The organism is Streptomyces sp. NBC_01497 (genome assembly GCF_036250695.1).
Lineage (GTDB): Bacteria > Actinomycetota > Actinomycetes > Streptomycetales > Streptomycetaceae > Streptomyces.
Genome location: NZ_CP109427.1, coordinates 4,751,000 through 4,768,146, shown reverse-complemented (window position 1 = coordinate 4,768,146; position 17,147 = coordinate 4,751,000). Strand labels below are relative to the sequence as shown.

The window sequence follows — 17,147 nt, the reverse complement described above, 5'->3', positions numbered from 1 at the left end:
CGCCCGCACCTGTCCCAGGGTTGCGGGCCTGCGGGCTTCCCCGATCACGGGGTTACGGGGCCGCCGGACCGCCGGGTCCGTGGCGTCAGCGGACGTCGACGTAGTCGCCCGCGGCGCTGACCGCCGGGGTGGTGGACGTCCCGACGAAGCTGTAGTGCCAGTAGCCGTCCACCGAGGCCTTCACGGTGGTCTTCAGCGTGCCCGTGGAGGACGTCTTGAGGGTGGTGACCGTCGTGTACGCCGAGCTGCCCGCCTTGCGGAACTGGAGCCTCACAGGCTGCGTCGTGTACCCGGCGTACGTGCCGGTGTCCCAGTTGGCGCGGGAGAGTCTGCCCGTGACGGTGAGCGTCCCGCCCTTCTTCACCGGCTCCGGTGCGGCGTCGGTGGTCAGCTTCGAGGCGCGCTGGAACGCGATGGTGGAGAAGGTGTCCTTCTCCGTGACGCCCTTGTCCTTGCCAAGGGCCGCCGCGCCGACGTGCCACGTCCTGGCGTCGGTGTTCCACAGCTCCCCCGGATCGGCCGTGATGGTGAACGTGCACACGGCCGCGGTCGTGCCGCTCGCCTTGCAGGTGGCCTTCTTCTCGTTCATCACGTACGTCACGTCATTCGCGGCGTCGGGGGTGGCGCCGTCGTAGAGCAATCCGGCCGCGTCCTGGATGCCGGAGTCGTCGGACGCGGTGACGGAGACGGACAGCTTCTTGGCGCCGGTGGTGCCGAGGACGACGGGCTTCCCGCCGTTGACGACCACCTTGCTGATGACGGGTGCGGTGTTCGCCGTCGTCGCGGTGGCGGCCTCGGCCGGTCCGGCAAAGGCGGTCAGAGCCAGCACACCGCCGACGGTGGCGACGGCTGCGGCAGTGACACGTATGCGCATGTGTTCCCCAGATGATCTGTGAAGTGCCTGTGGGAATCCTGTGCGTCAGGAGACCCGACGGGCCAGATATGCCGGGAGTGGTTTTGGTTGTACCCCTTGGCCAAGCCTTTGCCGGGCCCGGCAAAGGCTTGGCCCGGGATCACCTCACGCGTCGAACCAGCGGTCGCGCTCCAGTTCCGCCGTGCGCGTCGGGTCCTCCAGCAGCGCGGCCACCTCGAAGCGGCGCGGCCACTGACCCGCCGCCCAGGCCAGACCCGCCGCCACGCCCTCCAGCGTCGACGCGTGCAGGGTCCCGTCCGGCGTGTGGCGCCAGTCGAGTTCGACGTCACCGTCCGGGCCCCGTACGACGAGTTCCCCGTGTTCGACGTACGTGCGCGGGGTGGCCGGGCCCAGCAGGACACGGACCGGCTCCGGCACGTCGTGCTCCTCGCCCTCCGTACTCACCCCCGCGAGTCCCGCCCCGGCGAGCGACTCGACGAGGCCGCGCACCTGCAGGAGTTCCGCCAGGTCGGCGGCGCGTGCCGGCGAGACCGGCAGCAGCGGGATGCCCCCGCTGAGCGGCAGCAGGTCGGGGGCGTCGGCGACGACCGCGTCCACCGCGTCGACGACCCGCACCTCGCCGTCCACGACGGCCCGCAACTCGTCCGGCAGCGTGACCTGTTCCGGATCGAGGTCCGCGAGGGCCGTGTAGAGGGCGCGCAGTTGGGCGGGGCGCACCGGACGGTCCGGGTCGGCGAGGCGGCTCAGCAGCTCGGCGGCGCCGCCCGGTTCGTCCAGCAGGGCGGCGGCGGTGGTCCGGACGCCGAGGGCGCGCAGCACCTCCGCGTCCTCGAAGCCGCTCGCGTCGACCTCGTCGTACAGGCCGTCGAGGAGCGGGTCGGCGCCCGCCGCGCGCAGCCCCGCGGGCCTGCGGCCGTCGAGCACGGGGTGGTCGCGCAGCCACCAGGCCGTGTACGAGCGGACCGTTTCGACGGTGCCGTCGGGCAGCAGGACCCGTACGCGCTCGGTCAGCGCGTCGCGCAGCGGCGGCCGGGCCAGCAGCGCGAGGACGCGGGGCCAGGCGTCGTCGTCCACGAGTTCCAGATCACGCACGGCGACGATCTCCGTGGCGACCGGCGGGACCGGCGTCTCGGGCAGCCCGTCGAGGACGTCCTCGCACCACACGTCGACCGCGTCGAGCAGGCCCGCGTCGTCGGGCTCCGCGAAGTCACCGCTGCGCGGCTCCAGTTCGTCGGGATCCAGGACGACGTCGGTGGCCCGTACGAGCGCGAAGTCCGCCAGCACCCCGCACGCGGCCAGCGGCCGCGCGCCCCAGCGGCCCGCCAGCTCACCGTCCACGAAGGCGAGTTCGTCCTCCCGCAGGACCTCCGCGAACGTACTGCCCGGCACCACCAGTTCCCCGGCGGGCGCCAGTTCGCCGTCCTCGTCGGGCAGGGCGAGCGCGCCGAGCCACGGTTCGTCACCGGGTTCGAGGGCCGCGTCGCGCACGAGGCGCAGCACGGTCTCCGCCAGCTCCTCGGGTCCCGGCGCCCCACCGGCGGCGTCGTCCTCGTGCCACACCTCGTCGGCGTCCAGGGACGCGGCGACGGCCGCCCGCACCTGGGGCGTCGTCAGGACGGCCCGCGGGGTGGCGGGCAGCGCGCCCAGCTTCTCCAGCAGCGGGTGGACGGCGTCGGGATGCGCGACCTTCAGACCGAGCCTGCCGAGGTCCGCGGGCGGCTCGGTGCCCGGCAGCGGCAGCAGCACCTGGCGGGGGCCGATGGTGGTGCGGCCCGACGCGAGCGGCACCGGCAGGCCGGACAGCCGGTCCGGGTCGACGCCCGCGAGGGACTCGTACAGTCGGTGCCACCACTGCGGGGGGCGCCCGGCGCCGGCGATCCGCTCGATCGCGTCGCCGAGCGGCAGCCGGCCCACGCCCAGGGTGCGCAGTTCGGCGCGGCGCTCGTACCCGCCGGGCAGCAGCGTCGGCAGCACGTCCGCCAGGACCTCCACGGTCTCGGCGCTCGCGCCCTCCACCACCTCGGCTTCGAACGGCCGCAGCGCGCGCAGTTCCTCCGTCGGGAGGGCCGGCGCGAGGAACGCCACGCGCGGCAGCCGCTGCAGGATCGCCGCGCGCAGCAGCCCGTCCAGCTCGCCCTTGCCGAGCGGACCGGGCACAAGATCGATGGTCCCGGGGGTGACGGGCTCCCACGAGCCGAGGAGTTCCGCGTACGCGCCCGCCGCCTCCTCGATCAGGAAGTCGGTGAGCGGGCCGGGCGCGGGATGGCGGCGGGTCGGGTCCAGCGGGAACGACGCGATGAGCAGCGCGGGTACGCCGAGCGGCTCGTCGGTGGGCGTCGGCGCGTGCACGACCGGCGCGGTGCGCGGGCGGCCCGGACCGCCCTCGTGCCCGCCGTCGCCCGCGGCATCCACCGGGACGGCCCACGTCACCGACCAGTGCGGGCGTAGCCGTTCCTCGGTGGGCCGGTCGGCGAGGAGCCGCGGCTCGATCGCGCCGTGCCGCCGCGCGACCCGCCAGGTGCGGGTCTCGGCGCCGTCCTCGACCCGGACGAACGGGCCATCCTCGACGCGGCGCAGCACCCGCTCGCCCGCGCCCGCCGGGCTCTCGGGGCTGCCCTCCCGCTCCACGTCGCCCTCGACGACGATCTCCTCCAGCCCGGTGAGGGTGAGGAGCAGCGAGTCGTCGATGCCGGCGAGCAGCCGCCGTACGAGGTCGAGAGCGGTGCCGTCGCGCAGCGGCAGGATCACGGCGGTGTCGTAGCCGACGGGCGCGGCGCCCTCGGCGGGCAGCGGGAGCCGCAGCAGCGGCACGTGCCCGTCGCGGCGCCTGATCTCCTCGGCGAGCGGGGTACCGGCGTCCTGCGTGGGGTCGCCCGCGGCCTCCCGGGCCAGGGCCTGCGCGTCGGTCAGCGACCAGCGGACCCCGCCGGTGCGGCTGACGACGGCCGGCTCGTCGCTGACGGCGAGCACGGCGGCGAAGCCGACCCCGAAGCGGCCCACGGCGCCTTCGGTGTCGGCCTCCTCGCGCTTCGCCGAGGCCCGCAGGGTCGACAGCGACTCGACGCCTGCGGCGTCCAGCGGCGCACCGGTGTTGGCCGCGACCAGGACGGGCCCGTCGCCCGCGCCGTCTCCGCCCCGGCCGCGCAGGGTCAGCCGCAGCCGGCCGGGCACCCCGGCCCGGGACGCCGCGTCGGCGGCGTTCTGCGCCAGTTCGACCACGAGGCGGTCCCGGTAGCCGCCGAGAGCCAGGTCCTCCTCGGCGTTGGCGTCCTCACGGAACCTCGCGGGGCTCGCCGCCCAGGCGTCGAGCACCCCGCGCCGCAGCCGCGCGGTCCCGAACGGGTCGGCCCCTTCGCCTGTCCTGACGCTCACGTTTGTGACTCCGCTCTGTTCTGTCCGCCGGCCCCTGGGCAGGGACCCGCGCCGTGCGGCCCGAAGGTACCGCCCCCTACCCCGCCACCACACGTCGCACTCCCCGCCCGCGGGGTCCGGCGCGGCCGGGCGCCGCCCGTCGGCACCCTCGTCGCGTACCACCCTCACCTGGGCGCGGAGGCAGAGCCCGGCTCAGGGGCGGGGGTGGACCCGGGGTCGCGGAGTGGCCGGTCACCCGGGCGGGGAGCCGGGGCCCGGGCCGCGTGCGTACCTGGTCGGCGAGGGCCGCCGGGGGCTGCGGGCGGGCGCGGAGCCGGGGACGCCGCCGCGTGTCCCGACAGCTCGCCGGGCCGCTCGGAACCCGAGGACTCGGAGGCCGGCCGGGGACCGCACCAGCGTGCGGGACGGTCGGGCAGAGCGCGCAGGCCCGCCTCTGATCAGCGGGAACTCCGGGACGGCGGGGTGGCCGCGCGTCACCTTCGCGGAGCGGGGCGGGATCGCTTCGTGGGACGTGCGGGGCGAGTGGCGTACGGCCGCACGCCACTCGCGGCTTCCGCGCGGGACGGCTGCCGGGTACGGACCGCCGGGCCGCCCCACGGACCCCGGTCGGCCGCCGGCGCGACGCGTACGGTCCGCGAGGGACGCCGTCGCCCGGGGCTTCGGCCGTGGCGGTCCGCAGGCGGGCGGCCCGAGCCGGAGCCGGGGCCGGGCCCCGGCCGGCCGATCAGCTGTGGCCCAGGTCCTCCGAGTCGTCCGGCTCGGCGGGCACCGCCACCGAGCCCTCCTCGTGGGAGGGGTGCAGCGGGAACGTGTCCGAGCCGACCGTGTCCAGCACCGGCGGCGGCGGTACCGGCGGCTTCGGCATGACCGCGGCCTCGGAGTGACCGCCGCAGCCGTACGCGAGGGACACCACGTGGCCGTCGGCCGGGGAGAACTCGTTGGCGCAGATGCCGAACGCCTGCCGCAGCGATCCGCAGAGCGGCACCAGGAACCCGCACGACACGCAGGGAGCCGGGGCGGCCTGCGCCATCGGCGTCTTCGGGCCGAACTCCTCGTCCCACCGGTCGGCCGCGGCATGCAGCCCGTACCGGGACAGCACACGCGGCCTGCCCATGCCGAGTTCCTCGGCCACCGAGGCGATCCGGGCCCGCGCAGGCACCGCCGACGGCAGGTCCGGGGTGTTCAGCTCGGCGTCCTCGGCCTCGACCAGGTCGGCGACCGCGCCCGACGCCAGCCCGGCGGGCAGGCCCTCCACGGCGGGCGGCTCGACGGCGGGGGCGGGTTCTGGCGCTGTCGGAGCGCCCAGCGCCTCCTCGACCGCCTCACGGACCGCGACCTCGTCCGGCGCGTTCGGCGGCTCCTCGTCCTCGCCCGTGTAACCGGGTTCGAGACGCAGGTCGTCCGCCTCGGTCGGCAGCAGGTCGCCGGGGCCCATGTCGCCGGGCCGCAGCCGCTCGCTCCACGGCACCCACTCCGGGGCGAGAAGCGCGTCGGGGCCGGGCAGCAGCACCGTTTCGTCGAGGAAGACGGCCTTCGCGCGGGAGGCACGGGCCACGGTCACGGCCCAGCGCCAGCCCCGGTAGCCGAAGTCCTTGCACTCGAAGAGGTGCGTCACCACCCGGTCGCCGTCGGCCACCACCGAGACGTGCGCGCCCACGATCCCGGGCGCGGCCACCTCCTCGGCGGCGGAGCGCGCGAGGTCTACCGCCTCTGCGCACAGGCGGTCGGGGGTACGGCTTCGCGTCGTCGCAGCACTCACAGGTCTCGCTTCTCTCCTACGCCGTAGCAGCACGGGTGCGCCGACCGTGAGCGGTCTACGGGCCGAAGGCGGAGCGGACCATGGGGCCGCATCGACGTCGTCGCCCGACCGGCTTCCCGGGCGCACCTCAACGTTGTCCACAACCATTCTGCGGGATGACGAAGAGGCGCGCGGTCGCGAGCAACCGCCGGTGGCGCGCTACGCACGCTACCTCGTCCGTAGCCCCCGGCCCACCTGCACGCCGCCATTCCCATACTTCGGGCCCTGTCGCAACCGAGCCGTGACCCAACGAACGGACCCACCGGCGCCGCCGCGCGGCCCCCTCCAGCGCCCATGGCCGAAGGAAGACGCGCACGTGAACACGTATGCGAACCGATCGGCCGGCATCGTTCGCCGCGCTGTCACGTACGAGATCGGTTCGCTCACCGGGCCCGTGGGGCACTATGACGGAGTGGCAGCCGCCAGGTCGTCCGATTCGTCCGGTCCGCTCCGCAGGACGGCGCGGGCGATCGGTCGTGCCCTGCACGCGCCGGTCACCGGCCCGGCCAAGGGTGTCAGGAAGTTCACGCACGCCCACGGCGCCGGAGAGTCGGGCCTCGGCAAGCTGATCGAGCTGCACGCCGTGAACGGCGCGGGCGACGTGATGATCACCGTGGCGCTCGCGTCCACCGTCTTCTTCTCCGTGCCCACCGACGAGGCACGCGGCCGGGTCGCCCTCTACCTCGCCATCACCATGGCGCCTTTCACCCTCCTGGCCCCCGTCATCGGACCCATTCTCGACCGGCTCCCACACGGCCGCCGCGCCGCGATGGCCATCGCCATGCTGGCCCGCGCCATCCTCTCGATCGCCATGTCCGGGGCCGTGGCGACCGGCGGCATCGAGCTGTACCCGGCGGCGCTCGGCTGCCTCGTCGCGTCGAAGGCGTACGGGGTGGTGCGCAGCGCCGTCGTGCCCCGGCTGCTGCCGCCCCAGTTCCCGCTGGTGAAGGCGAACTCGCGGGTGACGCTCGCCGGGCTGCTCGCCACCGGGGTCGCGGCACCGCTGGGTGCGGGGCTGCACCAGGTGGGTGTCCAGTGGCCGCTGTACGGGGCCTGCGTGATCTTCCTGGGCGGTACGTGGCTGGCGTTCTCGATGCCGCCGAAAGTGGACTCCTCGAAGGGTGAGCGGCGGGCCCAGCTCGTGGAGCACCACAACGCGCTGGAGCGCTCGGTCGAGCACCACACCGCGCTGGAGCGCGCCGAGCGGGCGGAAGAGGCCGAACGGGAGGAGCGGTCCGAGCCCCCGCCGAGCCCCTCCACGCGATCCGACAAGAGGCCCGGAGCGGACAAGTCAGACAAGAACGCCAAACGGCCGCGTCCGTCGCTGCGCACGGTCGGCCCGTCCGTCCTGCACGGCCTCCAGGCCAACGCGTCGCACCGCGCCCTCTCCGGCTTCCTGACGTTCTTCCTCGCCTTCCTGCTCCGCGACCACCCGCTGTCGGGGACGAACGCCGCCGTGTCGCTGGGCATCGTCGGCGTCTCCGCCGGCGCGGGCAACGCGATCGGCACGGCCGTCGGCGCCTGGCTCCGCTCGCGCGGGCCCGAGCTGATCATCATCACCATGCTGGGCCTCGCCCTGGCCGCGACGATCCTCGCCGCACTGTTCTTCGGACCCATCACGGTCGCCCTGGTGGGCGGCGGCGCGGGGTTCTCGCAGGCCCTGTCGAAGCTGTCGCTGGACGCGACCATCCAGCGCGACGTGCCGGAGCAGGTCCGCACCTCCGCCTTCGCGCGTTCCGAGACCGTCCTGCAGGTGGCCTGGGTCCTCGGCGGCGGCCTGTCGATGGCCCTGCCACTGAACGCCTCGCTGGGCATGTCGGTGGCCGCCGCCCTGATGGCGACCGGCGCTCTCACGTCCGTACGAGGGCTGCTCCGCGCGGCCCGGCGCGGCGCGGCGCACCCCCGCGCCGCGTGAGCGCGGCGGACCGATAATCTTCGCCCATGACCGTTGCGATCATTCCTGCCAAGGCCCGCAGGGCCGGCGTCGTCCTCGGTGCGGTGTCCGCCGGGCTTCTGGTGCTCTCCGCCTGCGACAAGCCGACGCCCCTCGCCACCGTGACGGTCGGTTCGGGCTCCGTCCACACGGAGGCCAGCTGCTACAACGACGGCAAGGCCCTCCAGACCGCCGAGGCGCAGGCCTGCCTCGCCAAGAAGGCCGACCACACGATCACCGTCGGCCCCGACGACACGGTCGGCTTCGGCGTCGACCCCGCGCTCACGGACAACGACAACGGCTGGGCACTGTTCCTCAACGGCCAGCAGGCCGAGGCGCAGCCGTCGACGTCCACCTACCGTCCGATCCCGGCCGCGTCGTTCTTCCAGCCGGACCAGACGACGGGTCAGGCGCCCAAGAGCGTGCAGGTCGCCATCGTGGAGAGCAACAAGAAGACCCCCTCCATCCGCGGGATCTGGCACTTCGAACTCAAGATGAAGACCAGCGACTAGACCACGTCCCTGAGCCGGGGCCCCCGCACCCTGCCGGGCCCCGCCGCTCGGGACGGCGCCTCCCTCACCGGCCGGCGCCCGCCGCTTCTCGCCCGCCCGCCGCTTCTCGCCCGCCCGCCTTCCGTTCCCCTGCCGAGTGATGTGCCCCATGCCGAGTGATTCGCCCGTCCCCCAGGCCCCGTCCGTCCCCTCGGCACCCGGAGCGACGGGGCGGGAGCGGGCACCAAGGGTCCTGGTGGTGACGGCCGTCCCGGCCGAGGCCGAAGCCGTCACGGCGGGCGCACCCGGGCTCGACGTGCTGGCCGGCGGGGTCGGACCGGCCGCCGTCGCCGCCTCCACGGCGATCGCCCTGACGACCGCCCGGGCCGCCGGCACCCCCTACGACCTGGTCGTCTCCGCGGGCATCGGCGGCGGCTTCGCGCCCCACGCGCCGCTCGGGGCCGTCGTCGTGGCGGACGCGATCCTCGCCGCCGACCTCGGCGCCGACACGCCCGACGGCTTCCTGCCCGTCGAGGAACTGGGCTTCGGCCGGGGCACGCACCTCCCGCCCCCCGCGCTGATCGCCCGGATGGCCGAACGGCTCTCGGCCTCACCGGACTTCCCGACGGTGCTCGCGCCCGTCCTGACCGTCTCGACGGTGACCGGCACCGCACGGCGTACCGTCGAACTGACCGCGCGCCACCCGCGCGCGGCCGCCGAGGGCATGGAGGGATTCGGCGTCGCGGAAGCGGCCGCCGCGCACCTCCTGCCCTGCGCTGAGATCCGCGCGATCTCCAACGTCGTGGGCCCACGCGATCGCGCCGCCTGGCGCATCGGCGCGGCCCTGGAGTCGTTGCAACGCGCGTTCTCGCTGCTCAACCCCGTATTCGAGGAGTCGTCCCATGAGTGCCGATAGTGCCGCCGGCCCCGCGCCCGCAGTGACCGCGACCCCCGCCGGCGGCGGTGCGAAGCCGCTGGGGCTCGTCTACTCACCCTGCCCCAACGACACCTTCACCTTCGAGGCGTGGGCGCACGGCCGGGTGCCCGGAGCGCCGGACATCGACGTGACGTTCGCGGACATCGACATCACCAACGGGATGGCGGAGCGCGGTGAGGGCGACGTCCTGAAGGTCTCCTACGCGGTACTGCCCTGGGTCCTCGACGAGTACGCGCTGCTGCCGTGCGGCGGCGCGCTCGGCCGGGGCTGCGGACCGCTCGTCCTGACCAAGGAGGCGGGCACCGACCTGACGGGCAGGACCGTCGCGGTGCCCAGTGAGCGCTCCACGGCCTACCTGCTGTTCAGGCTGTGGGCCGCCGCGACCGTCCCGGGCGGCGTCGGCAGCATCGTCGTCATGCCGTTCCACGAGATCATGCCGGCCGTGCGGGACGGCAAGGTCGACGCGGGCCTCGTCATCCACGAGGCGCGCTTCACGTACCAGAACTACGGGCTCCACTCGCTCGCCGACATGGGCGAGCACTGGGAGTCGACGACCGGGCTGCCGATCCCGCTGGGCGCGATCATCGCGAAGCGCTCGCTCGGCGAGGAGACACTGCGGGCGCTCGCGTCGGCGGCCACCACGTCCGTACGGATGGCCTGGGACGCCCCGGAGGTCTCCCGCCCGTACGTCCTCGAACACTCGCAGGAACTGGAACCGTCCGTCGCCGACCAGCACATCGCCCTGTACGTCAACGAGTTCACGGCGGAACTCGGCGACGAGGGGTACGCGGCGATCAGGGGCCTGCTGGAGCGGGCCGCGGCAGCGGGCCTCGTCCCGCCGATCGCCGAGGACGCCCTGCGCTTCGTGTGATCGCGGGCGTCGTCCGATGACGACCGAGGGCGGCGGCTTCGTACGATCACGGACCGAGGGCGCCCGCGGCCGGCCGGCGCCTTCCGGCCGGCACAGCGCGGGCGCTTCAGCGGGCCCCCGGTCAGACGTCCAACTGGTCCGCGACCGCGCGCAGCAGGCCGGCGATCTTCTTGCCGTGTGCCTTCTCCGGGTAGCGCCCGCCCTCCAGCGTCGGCGAGATGCTCTCCAGCAGCGTCGTCAGGTCCTGGACGATTGAGGCGAGTTCGTCGGGCTTGCGGCGCTGGGCCGCCGCGACGGAGGGCGCCGGGTCGAGCACTGTCACCGACAGGGCCTGGTCACCGCGCTGACCGGCGACGACACCGAACTCCACCCGCTGCCCCGGCTTGAGGGCGTCGACCCCGGCGGGCAGGACCGACGAGTGCACGAAGACGTCGCCGCCGTCGTCGCGGGAGAGGAAGCCGAAGCCCTTCTCGCTGTTGAACCACTTGACCTGGCCGGTAGGCACGTCTGTCCTCGTCCTCGAACTCGTTGGGGCGCTGGCGCGCACACGTGACAAGAGAAAACCACTGCAAGAGGGCACCACGGCGGGCCCTTCGACCCGCATGCGTCAAGGCTAGTGGCCCGGTGGCCGGTGACAAGACGTCGCCGGACGGTCGCGCTGCGGAGAAGCCGCCCCGCGGTACCGCCGAAACCCCCCGTCGCGTGGGAACTACCCTGGTGCCGTGACTGCTACTCCTGCATCCGGCACGACCGGCGCCGCCGGTGCGGCCGACGCCTCAGGCCCCGGCGACCAAGGATCGGGCCCCGGCGACGGACTCGTCCGCGCCGGCGGAATCCTCTTCATCATCGGTGCCGTGGCCACGCTGGTCACGATCGCACCCCTGTTCCTGCACACCAAGCCCTTTCCGACGGCCGCCTATCTGGTGTGCATGCTGATGGCCGTCGGCTTCGTGCTCGCGGCATCCGGGGTCCTGCGGTCGATCGGCGCGCAGCGCCGTCAGGCGACATCGTTCTCGTCCGCGACCGCGCGCGACGCGTCGGATGCCCCGTCCGCGACCGGCGAGCCCGCGGATGAGCCCGCCGCCGACGCCGCTTCGCCGGACGGGACGGAGGACGGCGAGTCCGCGGCCGGTGCTCCCGTCGCACCGGGCAGCGCGCCGCGCGCGTAGGCGTCGAGCCAGGCGGGGAACGCGGTCAGGTCCCTCAGGATGACGTCCGCGCCCGCCTCGCGCAGTTCCTCCTCGCCGCAGGGACCGGTCGGCACGGCCACCGACAGGCAACCGGCCGCCCGGGCACCGCGTACGTCCCCGGTGTGGTCGCCGACGTACACCCGGGCGCCGTACGCGCGCAGCGCCTCCGCCTTGGCCTCGGCCCACAGCCCCCCGACGACGGCGTCCGGCCTGATGTCCAGGTGGGCGAGGTGGAGTTCCGCGTTCGGCTGGTGCTTCGCGGTCACCACGAGCGCCCGGCCGCCCAGCGCCTGGACCGCCGCGACGGCCTCCCGGGCGCCCGCCGTCGCGGGCGTCGGCCGGATCGCGAATGTGGGATACATCTCCCGGTAGCGGTCACCGACCGACGCGATCTGTTCGGCGGGGAACCACACGGCCAGCTCCTGATCGAGCGGCGGCCCGAGCCGGGAGACGGCGAGGTCGGCATCGACGTACACCCCGGTCTCGGCGGAAAGCGCCAGGTAGGTGGCGTGGATTCCGGGCCGTGAGTCGATCAGGGTCATGTCGAGATCGAACCCGACGGTCAGCGGGGCGGCCTGTGACGGGGCCGGGATACGGGAGGACATGGCCCCCATTGTGCAGGGGCGGGCCGCCGCGGGGCCCTTGAGCCGGCTGGCTAGACTTAGGCACGCCTAACCAGCCCCTTCCGGTTCTGGTGACGCCGCTCGTCCCCGCTGTGCCGCTCCGCTCCCCCCTCTGACGCTTCGCCGGCTCCGGCCCGCTCCCGATTGGTTCCGATGTCTGCCGCTGCCCCACCGACCCCCGGCGGGTCGGAGAACGAGGCTCCCGGCACGTCCACGCCCCCGCCCCGGGCCGGCTCCCGGGCCACGGACACCCTCGCGGGTCCCGCGCCGTCGGCGCCGTCCCCGTCCACCGGTGGCGGCAAGCGGACGCTGCTGACCCGGCGGGTGGCCTGGACGGTGGCCGCCGTGGCGGCCCTCGCGGTCGCGGTCGTCCTCAGCCTGGCCGTCGGCGCGCGCGCCGTGCCGCCCATGACCGCCGTCGACGCGCTGCTGCACGGTGGGCACAGCGACGACGCCGAGGTCGTACGGCAGTTGCGCGTACCGCGCACGCTCATCGGCCTCATGGTCGGCGCGGCGCTGGCCCTCGCCGGTACGACCCTCCAGGGCATCACGCGCAACCCGATCGCGGACCCGGGCATCCTCGGCATCAGCCAGGGCTCGTCGGTCGGCGTGGTGCTCGCGATCACCTTCGCCGGGGTGCACACCCTCGACGGGTACGTGTGGTTCGCCTTCGCGGGCGCGGGCGCCGCGTCCGTCGCCGCCTACGCGATCGCGTCACGGGGACGCGGCGGCGCGACCCCGGTCAAGCTCGCGCTCGGCGGGGCGGCGATCAACGCGCTGCTGGTCGCCGTCACCCAGGGCATCCTCACGACGAACGCGGCCACGCTGGAGGAGTTCCGCTTCTGGCAGGTGGGCTCGCTGACCGGCCGCCAGGGCTCGGTGGCCGGCGAGGTGTGGCCGTTCCTGCTGGTGGGCGCGGTGCTGGTGGTGTACGTGGCACGCGGCCTCGACGCACTGGCGCTCGGCGACGACGTGGCGGTCGGGCTCGGCCAGAACGTGGCCGTCGTCCGGATCGTCGGCGGCGTCGGCGCGACGCTGCTCGTCGGCGGCGGGGTCGCCGCGGCCGGACCGATCGCGTTCGTCGGACTCGCCGTACCGCACATCGCACGGGCCCTCGTCGGCACGGACCACCGGTGGGTGCTGCCCATGGCCGCGCTGATCGGACCCGTGATGCTGCTGGTGTCGGACGTGATCGGACGGATCGTCTTCCCGCCGAGCGAAGTGCCGGCGGGCGTGATGACGGCGCTGATCGGTGTGCCGTTCCTGGTGGCGCTGGTGCGCAGGAAGGCGGTGCCGGCATGAGCGCCACCACGAACCGCACACCCGGGACCCGGGCGGGACGTCCACCGGGCGCGCGCCCGGCCGGCTACGGGGTGATCCGCCGGGGCCGGGGCTCGTTCCTGCTGCACCGGCGTGCGGCACTCGCGGTGGCCGCCCTGCTGGTCCTGCTGGCGCTGATCTGCGTGGCGTACCTGTGCGTCGGCGACAGCTTCATCTCGCCGGACCGCGTGGTCGCGGTCGTCCTCGGCGGCGGGCAGTCCTCCGACCAGCTGATCGTGGGCACACTGCGGGAGCCGCGGCTGGTGCTGGGGCTGCTGGTGGGCCTGGCGTTCGGCGTCTCCGGCGCGCTGATCCAGACCGTCGCCCGCAACCCGCTCGCCAGCCCCGACATCATCGGCATCAGCCAGGGCGCGGGCGTCGTGACGGTGGGCGCGCTGACCTTCGGCGTCACCTCGTACACCCTGCTGCCGTACCTCTCGATCCTCGGCGGACTCGCGGCGGCGGCCCTCGTCTACCTCTTCGCGTGGCGCGGGGGGCTGCACGCGACCCGGTTCGTGCTGATCGGCATCGGGTTCTCGATCGCGCTGAAGTCCGTCATCACCCTGTTCATGACGAAGGGCGACGTCCTGGTCGCCCAGCAGGCCCAGGTGTGGATGACCGGCTCGCTGAACGGGCGCGGGTACGACGAGGCCACGCCGATGCTGATCGCGCTGATCGTGCTGACACCCGCCGTCCTGTGGGCGGCGTACGCGCAGCGCACCGTCGCGATGGACGACGACACGGCCACGGCGCTCGGCGTACGGCTGAACCGCGTACGGCTCGGCCTGGTCGTGATCGGCGTGGTCCTCGCGTCGGTGGCGACGGGGGCCGCGGGCCCCGTGGACTTCGTGGCACTGATGGCGCCGCAGATCGCGCGGCGGATCACCGGCACGGCCCAGATCCCGCTGCTGACGTCGGCGCTGACCGGCGCCGTCGTCGTGGTGCTCGGCGACCTGCTGGCGAAGACGCTGTTCTTGCCGACGGAACTGCCGGTGGGCGTACTGACGGCGGCCGTCGGCGCGCCGTACCTGATCTGGCTGCTGATACGGCGGAGCGGCGCGGGCACGGGCGCGCGGGCGACGGGAGGCAAGTGATGAAGGACCACGGGACCGGCACGGCCGGTACGGATCAGACCGACGGCACGGACGGTGCCGTCGTGTCCCAGGAGGCCGCGTCCCGGCCCACGGAGGCCGCTTCGGCGGCGTCCGGCACCACTCAGGCCGCGTCCGGCCCCCTGGGGACGGCCGCCCGTCCCGCCGAGGCCGCGTCCCGGCTCGCGGCGAGGGAGCTGACCCTCGCCTACGACGACCGGACGGTCGTACGCGATCTGCACCTGTCGATCCCCGACGGCCGGGTCACGGTGATCGTCGGCCCCAACGCGTGCGGCAAGTCCACCACCCTGCGGGCGCTCGGGCGGCTGCTCAAGCCCCGGGCCGGCACGGTACTGCTGGACGGCGAGGAACTGGCATCCGTCCCGACCCGGCGCATCGCCCAGTCGATCGGTCTGCTGCCGCAGTCGCCGACGGCGCCCGAGGCCATCACGGTCGCCGACCTGGTCTCCCGCGGCCGGCAGCCCCACCAGCGCTGGTGGCAGCAGTGGTCCGAGGACGACGAGCGTGCCGTCACGGCCGCGATGGAACGCACCAACGTCACCGATCTCGCGGACCGTGCGGTCGACGAACTCTCCGGCGGCCAGCGCCAGCGCGTGTGGATCGCGATGGCGCTGGCCCAGGATACGGACCTGCTGCTGCTCGACGAACCGACCACCTTCCTCGACATCGCGCACCAGGTGGAGGTGCTGGACCTGGTCCGGCGTCTCAACCACGAGCGCGGCAGGACCGTGGTGATCGTCCTGCACGACCTCAACCAGGCGGCGCGCTACGCGGACCACCTGGTGGCGATGAAGGAAGGCAGCATCGTCGCCGAGGGCAGGCCGGCGGACGTGGTGACCGCGGACCTCGTCCGCGAGGTGTTCGGCCTGACCGCGGTCGTCATCCCCGATCCGGTCACCGGCAGCCCCCTGGTCATCCCCGGCACCCCCTACGCCCCACCGGCCGGCGCGAGGCTGCCGGGCCCCGCCGGGCCGACGGCCGGGACCGGCTCAGGGACCGGCTCAGGGACCGGCTCAGGCACCGGGACCGGCTCCGGGACGGCGACGCGCTGAGATCCGGCGACCCGTCCGGGGCCCCGGGGCATCCGGCGGTGCACCGGGGAGTACGGGCCTCAAGTGCCACCGGCCGGCCGCCGGCCCCCGTGGGCCGGGCGAACCCGCCGTGACCCCCGGCCCCGCCCCGACCACCGGGCCACCGCCCGGCTCAGCGCACGCGCCGTGACCGCCACACCAGGAACAGCGCCGACACCACCGCGGCGACCCGCACCACCACCGGCCAGGTGTCCGACAGCGCGTGCCCCATCGTGCCGTCCGGGATGGGCGTGCCCCAGCGGTCGTTGAAGCGGCCCCACAGCCAGACGATGCCGCCCGCCACCGACACGCCCGGCAGCCAGAAGACCGCGACTTTCGCCTCGCTCCTCGTCAGCGTCCGCGAGAAGTAGGCGAACACCCAGCCCGCGAGCAGCGCCCAGATGTTCCCCAGGACCGCGCCGACCACCAGCAGCACCGCGGTCAGCAGCAGGAACGGGCTGGTCAGGCCGAACGTGCCGGAGCCCCGCACCCCACCGCGCCGCCACCACCCGCGGGCCGGCTCGTCCTCGACGACGACTTCCTCGATCGTCCCGCCACCGGCGACGCCCGGCACGGCCTTCGTCAGCGGCACCGCCGACGCCCCGTCACGTCCCGGAGGACGCAGTATCTCCGGGATCTCGACGCCGCCCACGAACCCGCCGACACGCATCTGTCCCGGTCCCATCGCGTCCTGCGCGGGCCCCGGCTGCACCCGCCACCAGTCGGTGGTGCCGCCGTTCGCCGTGTCCGGGCCCGCGCCCCGCTCGTCCATACCCGCCAGGTGCGGTCCCGTCGGCGCGGGCCGCGCCGACGTGGGCTGCGGGGGCACGTACCCCGAGCCCCCGGAGCCCACCGGTGCGGACGGGCCGCCCGCCCCGGTTGACGCGGAACCGACGACCGTCTCCGGTGTCCCCAGCTGTCCCAGGATCCGTTTGACCACCGCGGTCGTGTCCCCGCCCGGGTCACCGCGCCTGCGGTCGATCTCGCTGCGCAGCGACGACACGAGTCTCATCCGGTCGCCGGAGGTCATCTGTCGCTGATGAGCCACGTCACCGACGCGGCTGAGGTAGTCAAAGACCAGCTGGTCGCTCTCGATCCCCACCACGTGATGGTGTCGGAGTCCTCAGCGCACGTCCAGTGCTCTCCGGCTCGCGTCGGGCTGTCCGTCCCGCGGACCCTTGTCTTTGCCCCGGCCGAGGGCCGTCCCCGACCGGGGCAGGCCGTCGGACCGCCGCCCGCGCCGCACCTCCGCCCGGCGGAGCGCGGGCCCGCACCGCCGCCTCCGCCGCACCCTCCGCCCGGAGCGACGGACGACCGCTCCGCCGCCTCCCGCGCACCACCGCCTCCGCCGCACCGCCGGCCGGGCCCGGGGGCCGGCTCACCCCCGACGGACCAGGGCGGACCCGTACGGCGGGCCCGCGCCCGCGCCGTCAAGGGCTACCTTGGGTCGGATGGGACAACGGGCCGTACCGAGGAGGCGCACGTGTCGGAAGGACCCGGCGGAGCAGGGCACGGGGCAGGCCGCGAGGCGGGCGGCCGCGCGCCCGGCGGCGGCA

At 74.6% G+C, this 17,147-nt stretch carries 12 protein-coding genes and 2 pseudogenes; 8 read left to right on the top strand and 6 right to left on the bottom strand.

All coding sequences use genetic code 11. From position 1 onward, the window contains the following. Positions 1 to 85 precede the first annotated feature (85 nt). The 3 genes from OG310_RS20145 to OG310_RS20135 all read right to left on the bottom strand — a co-directional run bounded on the left by OG310_RS20145 (position 86) and on the right by OG310_RS20135 (position 6,005). Positions 86 to 874 carry a DUF5707 domain-containing protein gene (locus OG310_RS20145; RefSeq protein WP_329457265.1) on the bottom strand — a complete coding sequence of 263 codons (789 nt, stop codon included), beginning with the start codon at positions 872 to 874 and terminating at the stop codon, positions 86 to 88. 144 nt (positions 875 to 1,018) lie between these two features. Next, positions 1,019 to 4,246 (bottom strand): sacsin N-terminal ATP-binding-like domain-containing protein, encoded by a 3,228-nt coding sequence (locus tag OG310_RS20140; RefSeq protein WP_329457264.1) that lies wholly within the window; start codon positions 4,244 to 4,246, stop codon positions 1,019 to 1,021. 724 nt (positions 4,247 to 4,970) lie between these two features. Further along, entirely contained in the window at positions 4,971 to 6,005 is a 1,035-nt protein-coding gene (locus OG310_RS20135) for a DUF3027 domain-containing protein (protein ID WP_329457263.1), read from the bottom strand. Positions 6,006 to 6,456: 451 nt separating this feature from the next. Here OG310_RS20135 and OG310_RS20130 point away from each other — a divergent pair, with 451 nt between their 5' ends. The 4 genes from OG310_RS20130 to OG310_RS20115 all read left to right on the top strand — a co-directional run bounded on the left by OG310_RS20130 (position 6,457) and on the right by OG310_RS20115 (position 10,276). After that, positions 6,457 to 7,959, top strand: a complete 1,503-nt coding sequence (locus tag OG310_RS20130; protein ID WP_329460272.1) for an MFS transporter — start codon at positions 6,457 to 6,459, stop codon at positions 7,957 to 7,959. Between the two features lie 26 nt (positions 7,960 to 7,985). Then, positions 7,986 to 8,489, top strand: a complete 504-nt coding sequence (locus OG310_RS20125; protein WP_329457262.1) for a DUF2771 domain-containing protein — start codon at positions 7,986 to 7,988, stop codon at positions 8,487 to 8,489. A 148-nt stretch (positions 8,490 to 8,637) separates the two neighbouring features. Further along, entirely contained in the window at positions 8,638 to 9,384 is a 747-nt protein-coding gene (locus OG310_RS20120; RefSeq protein WP_329457261.1) for a futalosine hydrolase, read from the top strand. Beyond that, positions 9,371 to 10,276, top strand: coding sequence for a 1,4-dihydroxy-6-naphthoate synthase (locus tag OG310_RS20115; protein ID WP_329457260.1), 906 nt, complete (start codon positions 9,371 to 9,373; stop codon positions 10,274 to 10,276). The genes OG310_RS20120 and OG310_RS20115 overlap by 14 nt, the downstream gene beginning before the upstream one ends. A 121-nt stretch (positions 10,277 to 10,397) precedes the next feature. On the opposite strand, the gene OG310_RS20110 is transcribed toward OG310_RS20115, so the two are convergent. Continuing rightward, positions 10,398 to 10,781, bottom strand: a complete 384-nt coding sequence (locus OG310_RS20110; RefSeq protein WP_329457259.1) for a cold-shock protein — start codon at positions 10,779 to 10,781, stop codon at positions 10,398 to 10,400. Positions 10,782 to 11,109: 328 nt separating this feature from the next. Here OG310_RS20110 and OG310_RS38580 point away from each other — a divergent pair. Continuing rightward, positions 11,110 to 11,295: pseudogene (locus OG310_RS38580) on the top strand (hypothetical protein); the annotation flags it as partial. Positions 11,296 to 11,432: 137 nt separating this feature from the next. Here OG310_RS38580 and OG310_RS20105 read toward each other — a convergent pair. Beyond that, positions 11,433 to 12,071: pseudogene (locus tag OG310_RS20105) on the bottom strand (HAD family hydrolase); the annotation flags it as partial. 171 nt (positions 12,072 to 12,242) lie between these two features. Between OG310_RS20105 and OG310_RS20100 the strand changes: the two are divergent. The 3 genes from OG310_RS20100 to OG310_RS20090 are packed head-to-tail and all read left to right on the top strand — an operon-like array spanning position 12,243 to position 15,573. Next, a complete protein-coding gene (locus OG310_RS20100) occupies positions 12,243 to 13,391 on the top strand; it encodes a FecCD family ABC transporter permease (protein WP_329457258.1) in 1,149 nt (382 codons plus the stop codon). Continuing rightward, positions 13,388 to 14,503 carry a FecCD family ABC transporter permease gene (locus OG310_RS20095; RefSeq protein ID WP_329457257.1) on the top strand — a complete coding sequence of 372 codons (1,116 nt, stop codon included), beginning with the start codon at positions 13,388 to 13,390 and terminating at the stop codon, positions 14,501 to 14,503. Before OG310_RS20100 ends, OG310_RS20095 begins: the two co-directional genes overlap by 4 nt. Further along, positions 14,503 to 15,573, top strand: coding sequence for an ABC transporter ATP-binding protein (locus OG310_RS20090; RefSeq protein WP_329457256.1), 1,071 nt, complete (start codon positions 14,503 to 14,505; stop codon positions 15,571 to 15,573). Before OG310_RS20095 ends, OG310_RS20090 begins: the two co-directional genes overlap by 1 nt. Positions 15,574 to 15,724: 151 nt before the next feature. Here the strand turns inward: OG310_RS20090 and OG310_RS20085 are convergent, their stop codons facing one another. Next, positions 15,725 to 16,693 carry a hypothetical protein gene (locus OG310_RS20085; RefSeq protein ID WP_329457255.1) on the bottom strand — a complete coding sequence of 323 codons (969 nt, stop codon included), beginning with the start codon at positions 16,691 to 16,693 and terminating at the stop codon, positions 15,725 to 15,727. Between the last annotated feature and the right edge of the window lie 454 nt (positions 16,694 to 17,147).

Coding starts and splice junctions, on each gene's coding strand:
- OG310_RS20090 (WP_329457256.1), top strand. CDS start 14,503: ATGAAGGACCACGGGACCGGCACGGCCGGTACGGATCAGACCGACGGC.
- OG310_RS20125 (WP_329457262.1), top strand. CDS start 7,986: ATGACCGTTGCGATCATTCCTGCCAAGGCCCGCAGGGCCGGCGTCGTC.
- OG310_RS20095 (WP_329457257.1), top strand. CDS start 13,388: ATGAGCGCCACCACGAACCGCACACCCGGGACCCGGGCGGGACGTCCA.
- OG310_RS20145 (WP_329457265.1), bottom strand. CDS start 874: ATGCGCATACGTGTCACTGCCGCAGCCGTCGCCACCGTCGGCGGTGTG.
- OG310_RS20100 (WP_329457258.1), top strand. CDS start 12,243: ATGTCTGCCGCTGCCCCACCGACCCCCGGCGGGTCGGAGAACGAGGCT.
- OG310_RS20115 (WP_329457260.1), top strand. CDS start 9,371: ATGAGTGCCGATAGTGCCGCCGGCCCCGCGCCCGCAGTGACCGCGACC.
- OG310_RS20120 (WP_329457261.1), top strand. CDS start 8,638: ATGCCGAGTGATTCGCCCGTCCCCCAGGCCCCGTCCGTCCCCTCGGCA.